The organism is Mesorhizobium sp. BH1-1-5, assembly GCF_020165615.1.
Lineage (GTDB): Bacteria > Pseudomonadota > Alphaproteobacteria > Rhizobiales > Rhizobiaceae > Mesorhizobium.
Genome location: NZ_JAIUIM010000017.1, coordinates 41,029 through 55,018, shown reverse-complemented (window position 1 = coordinate 55,018; position 13,990 = coordinate 41,029). Strand labels below are relative to the sequence as shown.

General features: G+C 65.0%; 15 protein-coding genes and 1 pseudogene. 11 read left to right on the top strand and 5 right to left on the bottom strand.

Annotation, left to right across the window (positions count from 1 at the left end):
- Window positions 1-48 precede the first annotated feature (48 nt).
- On the bottom strand, window positions 49-396 hold the full coding sequence (locus LB572_RS22125; protein WP_412033580.1) for a hypothetical protein: 348 nt from the start codon (window positions 394-396) through the stop codon (window positions 49-51).
- Between the two features lie 120 nt (window positions 397-516).
- Here LB572_RS22125 and LB572_RS22120 point away from each other — a divergent pair, with 120 nt between their 5' ends.
- Entirely contained in the window at window positions 517-1,713 is a 1,197-nt protein-coding gene (locus tag LB572_RS22120) for a sensor domain-containing diguanylate cyclase (RefSeq protein ID WP_224669197.1), read from the top strand.
- Between the two features lie 270 nt (window positions 1,714-1,983).
- Window positions 1,984-3,183 (top strand): annotated as a pseudogene (locus LB572_RS22115) (diguanylate cyclase).
- On the opposite strand, the gene LB572_RS22110 reads toward LB572_RS22115, so the two are convergent.
- Window positions 3,167-3,523 (bottom strand): hypothetical protein, encoded by a 357-nt coding sequence (locus LB572_RS22110; protein WP_140803666.1) that lies wholly within the window; start codon window positions 3,521-3,523, stop codon window positions 3,167-3,169. The pseudogene LB572_RS22115 and the gene LB572_RS22110 sit on opposite strands and share 17 nt — an antisense overlap.
- A 365-nt stretch (window positions 3,524-3,888) precedes the next feature.
- Here LB572_RS22110 and LB572_RS22105 point away from each other — a divergent pair, with 365 nt between their 5' ends.
- From LB572_RS22105 to LB572_RS22075, 7 genes are all read left to right on the top strand, one after another.
- Window positions 3,889-4,386, top strand: a complete 498-nt coding sequence (locus tag LB572_RS22105) for a hypothetical protein (RefSeq protein ID WP_140803668.1) — start codon at window positions 3,889-3,891, stop codon at window positions 4,384-4,386.
- Window positions 4,387-4,770: 384 nt separating this feature from the next.
- Entirely contained in the window at window positions 4,771-5,193 is a 423-nt protein-coding gene (gene sdhC / locus LB572_RS22100) for a succinate dehydrogenase, cytochrome b556 subunit (RefSeq protein WP_224669196.1), read from the top strand.
- On the top strand, window positions 5,193-5,588 hold the full coding sequence (gene sdhD / locus LB572_RS22095; RefSeq protein ID WP_073985207.1) for a succinate dehydrogenase, hydrophobic membrane anchor protein: 396 nt from the start codon (window positions 5,193-5,195) through the stop codon (window positions 5,586-5,588). The genes sdhC and sdhD overlap by 1 nt, the downstream gene beginning before the upstream one ends.
- Before the next feature lie 4 nt (window positions 5,589-5,592).
- Window positions 5,593-7,428: a succinate dehydrogenase flavoprotein subunit gene (gene sdhA, locus LB572_RS22090; RefSeq protein WP_224669195.1), complete on the top strand. Its 1,836-nt coding sequence runs from the start codon at window positions 5,593-5,595 to the stop codon at window positions 7,426-7,428.
- Window positions 7,429-7,430: 2 nt separating this feature from the next.
- A complete protein-coding gene (locus tag LB572_RS22085; protein ID WP_224669194.1) occupies window positions 7,431-7,865 on the top strand; it encodes a DUF3052 family protein in 435 nt (144 codons plus the stop codon).
- A complete protein-coding gene (locus LB572_RS22080) occupies window positions 7,865-8,644 on the top strand; it encodes a succinate dehydrogenase iron-sulfur subunit (protein WP_140803680.1) in 780 nt (259 codons plus the stop codon). The genes LB572_RS22085 and LB572_RS22080 overlap by 1 nt, the downstream gene beginning before the upstream one ends.
- A gap of 234 nt (window positions 8,645-8,878) precedes the next feature.
- Window positions 8,879-9,508 carry a YceH family protein gene (locus tag LB572_RS22075; RefSeq protein ID WP_224669193.1) on the top strand — a complete coding sequence of 210 codons (630 nt, stop codon included), beginning with the start codon at window positions 8,879-8,881 and terminating at the stop codon, window positions 9,506-9,508.
- A 210-nt stretch (window positions 9,509-9,718) separates the two neighbouring features.
- Here the strand turns inward: LB572_RS22075 and LB572_RS22070 are convergent, their stop codons facing one another.
- Window positions 9,719-10,144 (bottom strand): OsmC family protein, encoded by a 426-nt coding sequence (locus LB572_RS22070; protein WP_140785513.1) that lies wholly within the window; start codon window positions 10,142-10,144, stop codon window positions 9,719-9,721.
- A 221-nt stretch (window positions 10,145-10,365) separates the two neighbouring features.
- Here LB572_RS22070 and LB572_RS22065 point away from each other — a divergent pair, with 221 nt between their 5' ends.
- Window positions 10,366-10,593, top strand: coding sequence for a hypothetical protein (locus tag LB572_RS22065; protein WP_140803687.1), 228 nt, complete (start codon window positions 10,366-10,368; stop codon window positions 10,591-10,593).
- The gene (locus LB572_RS22060) at window positions 10,590-10,946 is read left to right on the top strand and encodes a YciI family protein (RefSeq protein WP_140803689.1); all 357 of its coding nucleotides are present in this window, start codon (window positions 10,590-10,592) and stop codon (window positions 10,944-10,946) included. Before LB572_RS22065 ends, LB572_RS22060 begins: the two co-directional genes overlap by 4 nt.
- On the opposite strand, the gene LB572_RS22055 is transcribed toward LB572_RS22060, so the two are convergent.
- Together LB572_RS22055 and LB572_RS22050 are read right to left on the bottom strand one after the other, a co-directional pair.
- Window positions 10,941-12,683 (bottom strand): carbamoyltransferase, encoded by a 1,743-nt coding sequence (locus tag LB572_RS22055; RefSeq protein WP_224669192.1) that lies wholly within the window; start codon window positions 12,681-12,683, stop codon window positions 10,941-10,943. The two genes, LB572_RS22060 and LB572_RS22055, sit on opposite strands and share 6 nt — an antisense overlap.
- Window positions 12,680-13,966: a glycosyltransferase gene (locus tag LB572_RS22050; RefSeq protein WP_224669191.1), complete on the bottom strand. Its 1,287-nt coding sequence runs from the start codon at window positions 13,964-13,966 to the stop codon at window positions 12,680-12,682. The genes LB572_RS22055 and LB572_RS22050 overlap by 4 nt, the downstream gene beginning before the upstream one ends.
- Window positions 13,967-13,990 lie beyond the last annotated feature (24 nt).

Here is a 13,990-nt window from a genome sequence, read left to right as displayed (position 1 = left end):
ATACCAACGCAGCATATCCGACCGGTCGAAATTTCCGCGCCAGGGAACTTACCTGCGGACGATCTCGTGAAACTCTTCGCGCCGGCCGGGCTCGTCGGCGGCGACGACCAATGCCAGTTGCCTCTCGTCGAAGATCCTGAACCATTCGTCCCATTCCACAAGCTCGTAGCCGCCGGCGTTGAGCGGACGCTCCGGCCGGTCAGTGTCCTCATAGGCGTTCTGCCCAAAAACCAGCCGCAGCATGGCCTGCGTGCCGGCCTCGGGTGAGACGTCGACGATGGCCGGGAAGCCGGCGCGCGCCGCCGCCCAGGAGCGGATCTCATCGTGGTTCGTCAAAGTGATCGTGTCGGCCATCTCGATCGTCTCCTGCCTGGCGTCTCCCGTCTGGCCGGACAACGCCGCTCCGGCAGGCCGGTTCCGAATGCTTTGCGGCGTATTTGTCGGAGGGCTTAACCGCTTGTTTGGGCTTAGGTCCTAGTATCTCCCGTTGGGTAAGTTGGGGAAAGTCGCAGTCCTTTGGACACCGGTCTGCTCATAGCGCTGCTCAATCCGACGATAGCGCTGGCGCTTGGCGCCGCGTTCCTCGTGCTGTGGTCCTATCAGTGCCATCGTCCGTATCTGGCGGCGCTCGGCGCGAGCTACTGCCTGTCGGCGCCGGGTTTCCTGCTGCAATATTTCACGCTTCCGGTCGGCGTGGCGCTGACCAAGCTCGTTTCCAACATCTGCTTCACGATCGCGGCCTGCTGCCTCTCCAGCGCGATCATCGCGCGCTACGGGAGACGCGTGCCTTATGTCGGCATCGGCATCGTGACCGGCGGCGGGCTTGCCGCCTTCATCTGGTTCATGTTCGTCCAGCCGGATCTCACCTGGCGGGTGCTGGTCATGAATTTCGGCTTCGGCGCGCTCAGCCTGCTGGTCGCCGCCGAGCTCCGAACAGTGCGCAACAACGGTCCGACCGAAAGGATACTGTTCGCGCTGTCGCTGCTGTCGGGGCTGAACTTCGTCGCCCGCACGCTGATCGTCGTCATCGCGCACGGGCCATTCCCCGGCTATGACGGATTCTACGGCTCGTCCTACTGGACGACGGCGCTGCTTTCGCACGCGCTGTTGTCGCTGCTGATCGCGCTTTGCCTGTTCACGGCGGCGGCGCTCGATGTGATGAGGGCGCTGAAGGCCGAAACCCACACCGATCCGCTCTCTGGCATCCTCAACCGCCGCGGCTTCGAGGAGCGGGCGACCCTGCTGCTCGACCAGTGCGGCAAGGCCGGCTTTCCCGTCGCCCTGGTGCTGGCCGATCTCGACCACTTCAAGGCGCTCAACGACCGGCACGGCCATGAGGCCGGCGACCGCGTGATCGCCGACTTCGCCGCCAAGCTGCGTTCCGCCACCGGCGCGCGCGGGGCTGCCGGCCGCATCGGCGGCGAAGAGTTCGCCGTGCTTTTGCCGCTCAGCGACCTGGGAGCGGCAAGGCTTTTTGCCGAAGCCATCCGCACCTTCTATTCTGCCGGCTCGATCGACGGCCTGCCGCCCGGCACCAGGGTCACCGCCAGCTTCGGTGTCGCCGCGCGAAGCGGCAGGGAAGGGCTGATGCCGTTGATGCGGCGCGCCGACGAGGCGCTCTACAAGGCCAAGAAGAACGGCCGCGACAGCGTGCGGCTTTCCTATGAGAGGCCTGAGACCACTTTCGTCGCCGAGCCGCTCGCCGTCGGGTGAGGCAAGTGGGCTCCCGCGACTTCGTCATCCTCGGGTCTGCGCGCGTCGCTTCGCTCCTTGCTTCGCCCGTGGATGACGATCGAAGGGATGGCTCGGCCAATCGCGGAACCAGGCGATTGCCATTGACCTCTAAGCGGCGTTCCAAATGCTCTGACGACCGGACAGGCCTTGCGGCTAGCCGCAAGGCCTGCGGCTCCGCAGCATAGCTGGCATTAACGTGTTCTTCGCCCGTCGATGCTTTCGTGTCCGGACCATCCGACGAAGGAAGACATGGGCAGCGCCGACTTCATCTTGATGATCAACCTGCTCGTCGCCGGGCTCTTGGCGGCGGCATTCATGGCGGTTGCCGTCTATGACAGCGGGCGCGTATCGGCGCGCTGGCTTGCGTTCAGCTACCTGCTCGGCATGGCCTATTTCGCCATCGAATTCAGCATCCCCGCTTTCGCCGACGCCCGGCTGCCGGTCGTTGCCGCCTTTGCCGTCTTCCTCGGCGCAACCATCGCCTTCAATGGCGGGCTCGCCCACAAATATGGCTGAGCCCGCCCTGGGCGCCGATGCTGTGCTTCCTCGTCGTCGCCTCGGTCGCCGTCTATCTGGTGCAGGACCTGCCGCGCCATTCGCTGACACGCATGATGGCCTACCAGCTTCCTTACGCCGTCATGCAATTCACCGCGCTCGGCATCGTGCTGTCCTCCCGGCAAAGGCTCGCGCGGCTCGACCATCTGCTTGCGCTGGTGCTCGGCGCCAGCGCGGTGCAATTCGCCTCCAAGCCGCTCATCGCGGGCGCGCTGGGCGGCTGGGGCGCCAATCCGCAAGCCTATGTCGGGACCAGCTACGCGCTGGTGTCGCAATCGCTCGGCACCGTGTTCGGGCTGGCGCTGGCGCTGCTTGCCTTGGCCGTGCTGGTGCGCGACGTGCTCAACGAGGCGACCTCGAAATCGGAAACCGACGCTTTGTCGCGGCTGTTCAATCGCGGCGGCTTCGAACGCCATGCCGACCTTGCCATGCGGGATGCCGTCCGGCGCGGCGTGCCGGTGGCGCTGGTGATCGCCGATCTCGACTATTTCAAGAGCATCAACGACAGCTACGGCCATGCCTGCGGCGACCGCGTGATCGAGACGTTCGCCGGTTTCCTGCGCGAGGCCGCCGCCGAACACCATGTCGCCGGCCGCATCGGCGGCGAGGAGTTCGCCATCATCCTGCCGGGCACCAATCTCGCCGCGGCGCGGCTGTTTGCCGAAGGCGCGCAACGCGTTCGGCGCCCTGCCGATCGATGGCCTGCCCGCAGACCATTGCTGCAGCGCGAGCTTCGGCGTGGCGGAGCTTGCCGCCGACGAGGGTTTTGCCGATCTCCTGCGGCGCGCCGACGCCGCGCTCTACGATGCCAAGAATGCCGGCCGCGACTGCGTGCGCGTGTCAGGCGCGCTGCGGCGGCGCCAGGCGCCGACTGTCTTCAACGGCAAGGGCTGAGATTGGGCATCTCGCCGTCGGAAAGCCCGTACATATAGGAGCGGCCCTTGACCAGCACCGGCGGCTGGTAGCAGCCCGGCGCGCCGGCTTCGTCCGCATCGTCATAGACGACATCCGGCTGGCCGGCGCTGGTGAATTCGGAAAGCTTCTTCGCAAGCTTGCCCTCGCCGACGATGATGCGCTTGTAGCCGGCGGCGCTGTCGACGACGAGATTGCCGAAGGAATCGGCATAGACGCGGTCATGATGGCGCAAGCCGGCTTCGGCCGGCGCCGCGATTGCCGCCACCAGCCCCGCCAGCGCCGCGGCGGCAACGCTTGCCCGCACTGAATTCGAACGCATGTCGCTCTCCCTTGATAGGCACGACAGATCGCGCCTGGAATCCGGTTCGAATCGGAAATTAACGCTTTCTTAACCTTTGTTAAGAGGCGGGAGGCTATCGGCGCCGTTTCTTAAGAAACATGGTTAATTTTGGAAGGCCCAGCTTCCCAAGCGACGGGGGCGTTATGGAGCCGGGCTCACTCCGGGTCATCTTGATCTTGCGGCGCCGCGTGGCTACAGCGGTCCACCGTTTCACGGAAACGGCAACCGGCTATCTCTTTGTTTCGATGCAATTCCGGACGGAAGGCTACGGCGAAAGCGCCGAACCCAACCGTTCACTCTTTTCCCGGAATTGCTATAGGGTGCCGCGCACGAAAGGGCAGCGCATGAGCTTTGGCCACATGGTTCGGGTGTCGATCACCATCCCGCTACTTCTCGCGGCCGCGGCCTGTGTGCCGCAGGACGGCGCGCCGAAGGTGGCGAATGCCGCTCCGCCCGCCTCGCCTGCGCCGATCCAGCAGCCCGCCGCGCCAGGGGCAGCGGCGATGCCAGCGACGCCTCCGGTGCCCGCGCCGGCACCGGTCCCGACAGCGGCCAAGACGCCCGCGCCGCCGACCAAGATCGTCACCGACCTTACCACGCCGCGGTCCGGCATCGGCACCGCCACCTACAGATGCGGCAATGGCGGCATGATCACCATCCAGAATCTTGGCAGCGCCTTGCGCGTCATGCGGCCCGATGGCTCGACCGAGGAGTTCGCCGCCTCGCCCGCCAACCAGAGCAGCCGCTACCAGGAAGCGGCGACGCATGACGCAATCGTGATCGACGGACGCGAGGCGCTGGTGATGAAGAGGGGATCGACCCCGCAGACCTGTAAAAGATAGCGGGTGTGCTGCCATTCAGGTGAGGCCGGCCGGCAATGCCGGCTTCCTGCGCTTCCGGTGCTCACGTACTTCAAGTACGCTCCGCTCCGGTTCTCGGAACCCGCCATTTTCGACTCGGCCTGACCTGAATCTCAACACACCCGGCGCTTGCCGGGTAGATGTATATACCGCACTACAGCAAACGCTGCGCCGGCTTCAAAACAACCGCTAATCGATTGAAGCGCGCGACCGCCAATTTGTCAGACTAAATGATGTTTCCAAAACGATTTTCCGGCTTTGACGCGGTGCAAAAAGAGCATTAGAAACCGGCTGTCCGGAGCCATATATGAGGGCGGCAAACGCCGCATTCCCATCGCGGCTCCAGGATGCCGATCTGGGGGAGCCATGAGCAAATCACCAGCCACCCACGCAGTTGCCGGACGTGAACGGCCGCTCTCGCCGCATCTGACGGTCTACCGGCCGCCGATCACGATGACGATGTCGATCATCCATCGCATCACCGGCGGCGCGCTCTATTTCGGAACGCTGCTGGTGGCGGCCTGGCTGATCGCCGCGTCGAGCTCGCAGGCCGCCTTCGACTGGGTCGACTGGGCCTTCGGCTCCTGGCTCGGCCGGCTGGTCCTCTTCGGCTACACCTGGGCGCTGATGCACCATATGCTGGGCGGACTGCGCCACCTCGTCTGGGACACCGGCGCCGGGCTTGAGAAGCACACCGCCTCGAAGATCGCCTGGGCGACGCTCGCCGGTTCGATCGTGCTGACGCTGTTGATCTGGATCGCCGGCTACATGGCGCGGGGAGCTTTCTGATGAGCGCGAACAACACCGATATGCGCACGCCGCTCGGCAAGGTGCGCGGCTTGGGCTCGGCGCGCGAAGGCACGCAGCATTTCTGGCGCCAGCGGCTGACGGCGATCGCCAACATCCCGCTGTTGTTGTTCTTCGTCGGCTTCCTGATTGCGGTCAACGGCCACGGCTACACGGAAGTGCGGGCTTCGCTCGCCAACCCCTTCGTGGCGTTGGTGCTGGCGCTGGTGCTCATCTCCGGTCTCTACCACATGCGGCTCGGCATGCAGGTCATCATCGAGGACTATGTGCATGGCGAAGGCATGAAGCTGGCGCTGATCGCCCTCAACACCTTCTTTGCAGTCGCAGTCGGCGTCGCTTCGCTGTTTGCCCTGCTCAAACTCGCATTCGGAGGCTGACGTCTTGGCCAACGCAAACACAGCCAGCACGGCTTCCGCCTACACTTTTGTCGATCACAAATTCGATGTGGTGATCGTCGGCGCCGGCGGCGCCGGCCTGCGCGCCACGCTCGGCATGGCCGAGCAGGGCTTGCGCACCGCCTGCATCACCAAGGTGTTCCCGACGCGCTCGCACACCGTCGCGGCGCAGGGCGGCATCGCTGCCTCGCTGTCGAACATGGGCCCCGATTCCTGGCAATGGCACATGTACGACACCGTCAAGGGTTCGGACTGGCTGGGCGACGTCGACGCCATGGAGTACATGGTGCGCGAGGCGCCGGCCGCGGTCTACGAGCTCGAGCATTACGGCGTGCCGTTCTCGCGCACCGAGGAAGGCAAGATCTACCAGCGGCCGTTCGGCGGGCACATGATGAATTATGGCGACGGACCGCCGGTGCAGCGCACCTGTGCCGCCGCCGATCGCACCGGCCACGCCATCCTGCACACGCTCTATGGTCAGTCGCTGAAGAACAACGCGCAGTTCTTCATCGAATATTTCGCGCTCGACCTGATCACCGAGCCTGACGGCACCTGCACCGGCGTCGTGGCCTGGAACCTCGATGACGGCACCATCCACCGTTTCTCGGCCAAGATGGTGGTGCTGGCGACGGGCGGCTATGGCCGCGCCTATTTCTCCGCCACCTCGGCGCATACCTGCACCGGCGACGGCGGCGGCATGGCGGCCAGGGCCGGGCTCCCGCTGCAGGACATGGAGTTCGTGCAGTTCCACCCGACCGGCATCTATGGCGCCGGCTGCCTGATCACAGAAGGCGCGCGCGGCGAGGGCGGCTATCTCGTCAACTCCGAGGGCGAGCGCTTCATGGAGCGCTACGCGCCGTCGGCCAAGGACCTTGCCTCGCGCGACGTTGTCTCGCGCTGCATGACGTTGGAGATTCGCGAGGGCCGCGGCGTCGGCAAGAAGAAGGACCATATCTTCCTGCATCTCGACCACCTCGATCCGGTGGTGCTGCACGAGCGGCTGCCGGGTATTTCGGAATCGGCCAAGATCTTCGCCGGCGTCGACCTCACCAAGGAGCCGATTCCGGTGCTGCCGACGGTCCACTACAATATGGGCGGCGTGCCGACCAATTACTGGGGCGAGGTACTCAACCCGACGCCAGAGAACCCCGACCGCGTGTCGCCCGGCCTCATGGCCGTCGGCGAGGCCGGCTGCGCTTCGGTGCATGGCGCCAACCGGCTTGGTTCGAACTCGCTGATCGACCTCGTCGTGTTCGGCCGCGCGGCGGCCATCCGCGCCGGCCAGGTGATCGACCGCAAGTCGGCGATCCCGTCGCCCAACGAAGCTTCGGTCGAAAAGATCATGGAGCGCTTCGACAGGCTGCGCCACGCCAACGGCTCGATCCCGACCGCGGTGCTGCGCGAGAGAATGCAGCGCGCCATGCAGGAAGACGCCGCCGTGTTCCGCACGCAGGAATCGCTCGAGAACGGCTGCAAGCGCATCTCGGAACTCTGGGGCGAGCTCAAGGACATCAAGGTCACCGACCGCTCGATGATCTGGAATTCCGACCTCGTCGAGACGCTGGAGCTGGAAAACCTGATGGCCAACGCCATCACCACGGTCTACGGCGCCGAGGCGCGCAAAGAGAGCCGCGGCGCGCACGCGCGGGAAGATTTCTCGGCCCGTGACGACGCCAACTGGCGCAAGCATACGCTTGCCCATCTCAGCGAGGACGGCAAGGTGACGCTCACCTACCGGCCGGTGCACACCGAGCCGCTGCTGGCGGAAAAGGACGGCGGCATCAGCCTGGCCAAGATCGCGCCGAAGGCGCGGGTCTACTGACCATGGCATTGGCGGCCGCGGGATATTCAGGCACGCCCCTTCCGGCCAAGCTCGGCCTGAAGGACGGCATGGTCGCCGCCTTCATCGCGCTGCCGCCGGAACTCGACGATCTGGCCGAAGCGGTGTCCTTCGCCAAGGTCGACCGGCTGCCGAAGTGGTCGGCGATCTCGGGCAGCCGCAAATACGATGCCGTGCATGCCTTCACCCGGCAGCGCGCCGAGATCGAGGATGGCTTGGCCCACATCGAGACGGCGATCAAGCGCGACGGCATGGTCTGGGTCTCCTGGCCGAAGAAGGCCTCGAAGGTGCCGACCGACGTCACCGAGGACGTGATCCGGTCGGAGGCGCTGAAGCGCGACTTGGTCGACGTCAAGGTCGCTGCCGTCAACGAAATCTGGTCCGGGCTGAAGCTCGTCATCCGAAAGGACCGCAGGTAATGGTCGAACTCACGCTTCCCAAGAATTCGAAGGTCCAGCAGGGCAAGACCTGGCCGAAGCCGGAAGGCGCGACCAATTTGCGCGAGTACCGCATCTACCGCTGGTCGCCGGACGATGACCAGAACCCGCGCATGGACACCTATTTCGTCGACATGGACGATTGCGGGCCGATGGTGCTGGACGCGCTGTTGTGGATCAAGAACAAGATCGATCCGACGCTGACGCTGCGCCGCTCCTGCCGCGAAGGCATCTGCGGCTCCTGCGCCATGAACATCGACGGCTCCAACACGCTGGCCTGCACCAAGGGCGCCGAGGACATTTCCGGCGCGGTGAAGGTCTATCCGCTGCCGCATATGCAGGTGATCAAGGATTTGGTGCCCGACCTCACCAATTTCTATGCCCAGCATGCTTCGATCCAGCCGTGGCTGCAGACGGTGTCGCCGACGCCGGCCAAGGAATGGCTGCAGAGCCACGAGGACCGCGCGAAGCTCGACGGGCTCTACGAATGCATCCTGTGCGCCTGCTGCTCGACCTCCTGCCCGAGCTACTGGTGGAACGGCGACCGCTATCTCGGCCCGGCCACCCTGCTGCAGGCCTATCGCTGGCTGATCGACAGCCGCGACGAGGCGACGGGCGAGCGGCTCGACAATCTCGAAGACCCGTTCCGGCTCTATCGCTGCCACACCATCATGAACTGCGCTCAGACCTGCCCGAAGGGGCTGAACCCGGCAAAAGCGATTGCCGAGATCAAGAAGATGATGGTGGAGAGAAGGGTCTGAGACGAAGAGGGTTGGTGACGGCAACCGCTAGGTCGCGTTCCTTCACACCCCCCTCTGTCCTGCCGGACATCTCCCCCGCAAGGGGGAGATTGGCTGTCATTCCGGCTTTCGCTAATCTTGGACGCTGCAAAACGAATGAGCGGGGCAGAAGCTGCTGATCTCCCCCTTGCGGGGAAGATGGCCGGCAGGCCAGAGGGGGGTGCTGTCCCTCCAGCTTCAAAGGAGGCAACCCAAATGACCGATCTCCCCATCCTCTCTGCCGTCGAGGCGCGCGTGCTCGGCTCGCTGATCGAGAAGAAGGAGCTGACGCCGGACGTCTATCCGCTGACGCTGAACGGCGCGCACCAGGCCGCCAACCAGAAGACGGCGCGCGAACCTGTCATGGCGCTGGAGCTGACCGAGATCAGGCGGGCGCTGAGCTCGCTCGAGCAGAAGGGCCTGGTGCGCCAGGCCTTCGCCTCCCGGGTCGAGCGTTACGAGCATCAGATGGCGCAGCGCTTTTCGCTGACCACGCCGCAGATCGCGGTGATCGGGCTGTTGCTGTTGCGCGGCGCGCAGACGGCGCATGAATTGCTGGCCCGTTCGGAGCGCATGGCGCGCTTTGCATCGATCGAGGAGCTTCGCGACAATCTCGACCTGATGATCGGCCGCCGGCCGCCGCTGATCCAGCTGCTCGAGCGCGCGCCCGGGCAGCGCGAGGAGCGCTACGTGCACTTGCTGAGCGGACCGGTGGAGGCGGCTGCGGTGGCGGCGCCTTGGCAGCCGGCGGCGACATCTTCGGATGCCGATCTCGCGGCGCGGGTGAAGGCGCTAGAAGAAGAGGTCGCGGCTTTGCGGGCGAAGATCGAGGCGTTGGGCGGTTAACCCTTCCCCGAAGCGTTGGCGCGAGCCCCCTCTCTGTCCTGCCGGACATCTCCCCCTCAAGGGGGGAGATTGGAAGCTTCAGTGCCGACACTCCTCTTACGACGTCGGTGATTGGCGAGACCCTGCGTGACATCTGATCTCCCCCCTTGAGGGGGAGATGCCCGGCAGGGCAGAGAGGGGGGGCGAAGGATCGCCGCCCTCCCAAACCAATCACCCCAACTTGGCGTCCAGCGACACCTTGATCGCTCCCAGCGCCTTCGAGACCGGGCATTCGGCCTTGGCCTTCTCGGCGAGTTCCTTGAACTTGGCGGCATCGATGCCAGGCACCTTGCCGACCAGGGTGATGGCGCTGCCGGTGATGCCGGTGCCGGGCACCAGGGTCACGACGGCCTTGGCGTCGAGCTCGGCCGCGGGCGTGCCGTTCTCGGCCAGGAAATGCGACAGCTGCATGGCGTAGCAGCCGGCATGCGCGGCGGCGATCAGCTCTTCCGGGTTGGTGCCGGATTTGCCGCTCTCATCCTCGAAGCGCGCCTTGAACGAATAGGGCGTGCCCTTCAAGGTTCCGCTCTGCGTGTCCAGCGTGCCTTTGCCCTCTTTCAGATTGCCTTTCCAGACGGCGTTTGCGGTGCGGTCCATGAAGTCCTCCTGCCTTGTCGGTGTTCTCGCCGGCGGGCGCCGGCGTTCTCCATGACTATAGCGCGAGCGCGGCGGAAGACCATCCGGCCCCAGGCGCAATGTGTCGGCATCGCGGGCGCCGTCAAAAAATTCCGAAGAAAGTTGCGTGCAAAAATGTCGACTTCGGTCGGACCGGAGCGTCCTGCGGGCGGTCACAGGTTCGTGGCCGAACGGAGGCTCGCATGGACAATCTGTATTTCTCACTCTGGCGACGTTCGGGCGGCAAGCCGCAACGCAAGGAGGACTTCTGGCTGGACCCGCCGCCTTCCGGCTGCGGGCGGCTTTTGCTGGCCGTTGCCGTCATCGGGGTCGCCGCATGTCTTCTCGAACATGCCGCGGCAGTGAAAGGCGCGGCTGACAACGTCAGGACCGCATCCTATGGTTCATCGCAATATGGGAGCTTGAAATGAAATATGTGCTGCTGGTCTACGGCCAGGAAAAGGACCTCCTCGCGCTTACCCCGCAGGAATCGGCCAAGCTCGATGCCGATTCGCTGGCCCATGACAGGGAGCTCGACCGGCAGGGCAAGCTGATCGTCGCGCAGGCGCTGCAACCGGTGAAGATGTCGAAGTCGCTCAGGCGGCGCCAGGGCAAACGGCTGGTGACCGATGGCCCTTTCGCCGAGACCAAGGAGCAATTGCTGGGCTTCCTCATGGTCGAGGCGGCGGATCTCGACGAAGCGCTGGCGATCGCCGACCGCGTTCCGCTGGCCGAGCTCGGCACGGTCGAGGTGCGGGCGATCTACGACATACCGGGTTCATGACCTGCCGGTCCGGCCGGGTTTCTGGAACACGATATTGCCGAGAACAAGCAGGTCGATGTCGGAGGTGAAGAACACGCCGAGCGCATCTTCCGTGTCATGGATCATGGGGCGGCCCATGACGTTGAAGCTGGTGTTCAGCAGGATCGGCAGGCCTGTCTTGCGGTGGAACGCCGAGATCAGCTTGTGGAACAGCGGATTGCCCGCCTCGGTCACGCTTTGCAGGCGTCCGGTGTCGTCGACATGGCGTACGCCGGGCGGCGCGCGTCCCGGCAGCCATTTCAAGGTGCGCTCCATATAGGGGGACTCGGCATAGTCCTGGAAATAGTCTGGCCCGAACTCATGCAGGATGCTCGGGGCGAAGGGGCGGAACTCCTCGCGAAATTTGACCGACGCGTTCAGCCGGTCGCGGATGCCTGGCGAACGCGGGTCGGCCAGGATCGAGCGATTGCCGAGCGCGCGCGGTCCAAATTCGGCGCGGCCTTGCATGAAGCCGACGATCGCCCCGTCGGCAAGCCTGGCGGCCACATGGTCGGTCAGCCGATCGGGATCGTCGGTTTGCAAGCATGGTTCGATGCCATGCCTGCAAAGCCGTTCCAGCGAATCCTGCGCGCGGACGGAGCCAAGATAGGGGGTCGAAAAGCGCGGCACGGGACGGTCGCGATGCGCCGCCTGCCAGGCCAGAAGCGCCGCACCGACAGCGTTTCCGTCGTCACCGGGTGCCATCGGCACGTGGAGACGGCGGAAGGGTGTCGCTCCCAGGATCTTGCCGTTCGCGCTCGAATTCAAGGCGCAGCCGCCCGTGAGGATCAGGTTCTCGCCGCCCCAGCGCCGATGCGCCTGGTTCAGGAACTCGAAAAGCACATCCTCGAAAACCTTCTGGGCCGTGAAGGCCATGTCGGCATTCGCCATGTGCGGTCTTTGGCGAAACGGCAGCAGGTGACCGATGACGGCCGCATAGTCCCGCGCGAGCGACAGATGTCCGCCCTTCACCGTCACGGCGGACCGCATGCGGCGGTAAAGCCCCTCATCCAGCCGGCCATAGGCGGCAAGCCCCATCAGCTTCCATTCCTCGCCGGCCACCGGATCGAAGCCGGCAGCGAAGCAGACCTGGCCGTAGAAGATGCCCAGGCTTGCAAGATTCGCCATGCCGGGGCTGTCCAGGCGTTTCAGCCTTCCGTCCCGAAACGAAAACACCGATGTGCTCGAGCCTTCGCCCATGCCGTCCATGACGACGCAGAGCCCGTCCTCGAACGGACTTGAAAACGAGGCGGTCGCGGCATGGCAGAGATGATGGTTCCACCCCTTCTTCGTTAGCCGGCTTCTGAAGTGGCGCCGTTCGTTCAGGCGCAGCTCGAGATTGAGCAGCAGGTCGATCACCGAGGTGGGAGCCCGGTAGAGCCCGTGGCGAAGCACCCATCCCCTTGCCCGCTTCGCCTCCAGGTCGGACGCCCCGATCAGGTCGAGCGCGCCGAGGCCCCAGCGGCACAAGGGCGCCAGATACCTGACCGAGCGCAGCGCGTTGCCGGACCATGTCAGGTTCGCGCTGACCGGTCCGGCCTGCGCGTAGCTGTCGAGGATGGGTTCGATCAGGCCAAAGGCGTCGGGCGCCGCATGCCAGCCGCGCTTGTACTTCAAGGCGCGCTCGTTGGCCTGCGCGAACAGCACTTCGCCTGCCTCATCGACCACCGCGATGGCGGGATCGTGCTGCGAGCAGGAAAACCCCAGATATGTCGTCACCGCCCGGTCCCCAACGCTTCCATGACAATGCCGACGCCGGCCGGCGCCCCTCCGGCTCGCGCCAGCAGATCCCGAATCCTGCCCCACGGATAGTCCCGGTCCTTGAGAGCCTCAAGAGCTCGGGCGATCGCGTGGGGGTCGAGCTCGCGGCCCGGCGGCAGACGAATGCCCAACCCTTGCGCGTCGAGCTGGCTTGCCAACACTTTCTGATCGGCAATGGTCGGGATGAACAAAGCGGGTTTCGAATACCGGACCATCTCCCACGTGGTCGCCATGCCGGCATGGTGGATGACGACGTCCGCGCCGGCAATCAGCGGCTCCATGTCGCGGACAGTGTCCAGCACCGTCGCCTCCTGCCCGGGATTGGCCGCCTCGAGCGCCTTCGCGACGCTCTCCAGACGCGGCAGGTCCACCTTGCGTCCGCATAGGGCGACGACCGAGAGCCCCGCCAGAAAAGCCCCCTCGATGGCCGCCTCGAAGCGCCGCGTGTCGTTGTTGGAGAGTGTGCCGAAGGTAATCAGCGCGTAGCCGCGTCCGGCGCGCGGTTCAAATCGGCGACCCTCATCGATCGTCGGCCCGATATAGTGGCGCGGAACATCTCCCCAGGGATCGCCGACCTGCAGCTCCTTGAGCGAAAACACCAGCTCGCACCGTGGCGGCGCCAACCTTCGCCAGGAACGCTCCACCCCGAAAACCTCCTGCAATGAAACGGCGAATCCGAACCTGGCCATTTCACGCAGAAGGGCTGGCGCGCCGCGGAAGACATCTGCCGCAAGCTTCGCGTATCCATCCTCCTTGCGCATCCTGCGCTGGGTCGCCGGATTGAAGACGAGGGTGGGGATCGTGTGGATCCTCGGAATATCCAGCGCGGTGCCGATGCGGCTGGCCCAGAACGCCATGGAGTCCTGCAGGATCAAGCGCGGCGACAGGGCGACGACGTCAGCCGACAGCTGCGCGTGGAATGTCCGCGAGGCGCGAAGGAGATCGGCTCCCATCCGCAGCAGGTTGAAGTCGGGAGCGTCGATATCGTAGGCAAAGCCGGGGTAGGGCAGGAACCGCGCGCCGGAGGAGCGTATCGCGCTTTCGAATGCCGTGTGGCCGAAGCAGACAATTTCCTGCCCGTTGCCGACAAGCCCGCTCAGCAGCGGCAGCATCGGCTTGACATGGCCCATGGCTGGGATCGTGAAGGCAACGATCATGCTTTGCGCGGATTTCAAGATCAGCCTTAACTTCGATAGGATTTTCTTCGCCGCCGCAACCGTTGCGTGTTGAAGCAGGGCCACGCTTCTCTTATCGTCGCCGCGATT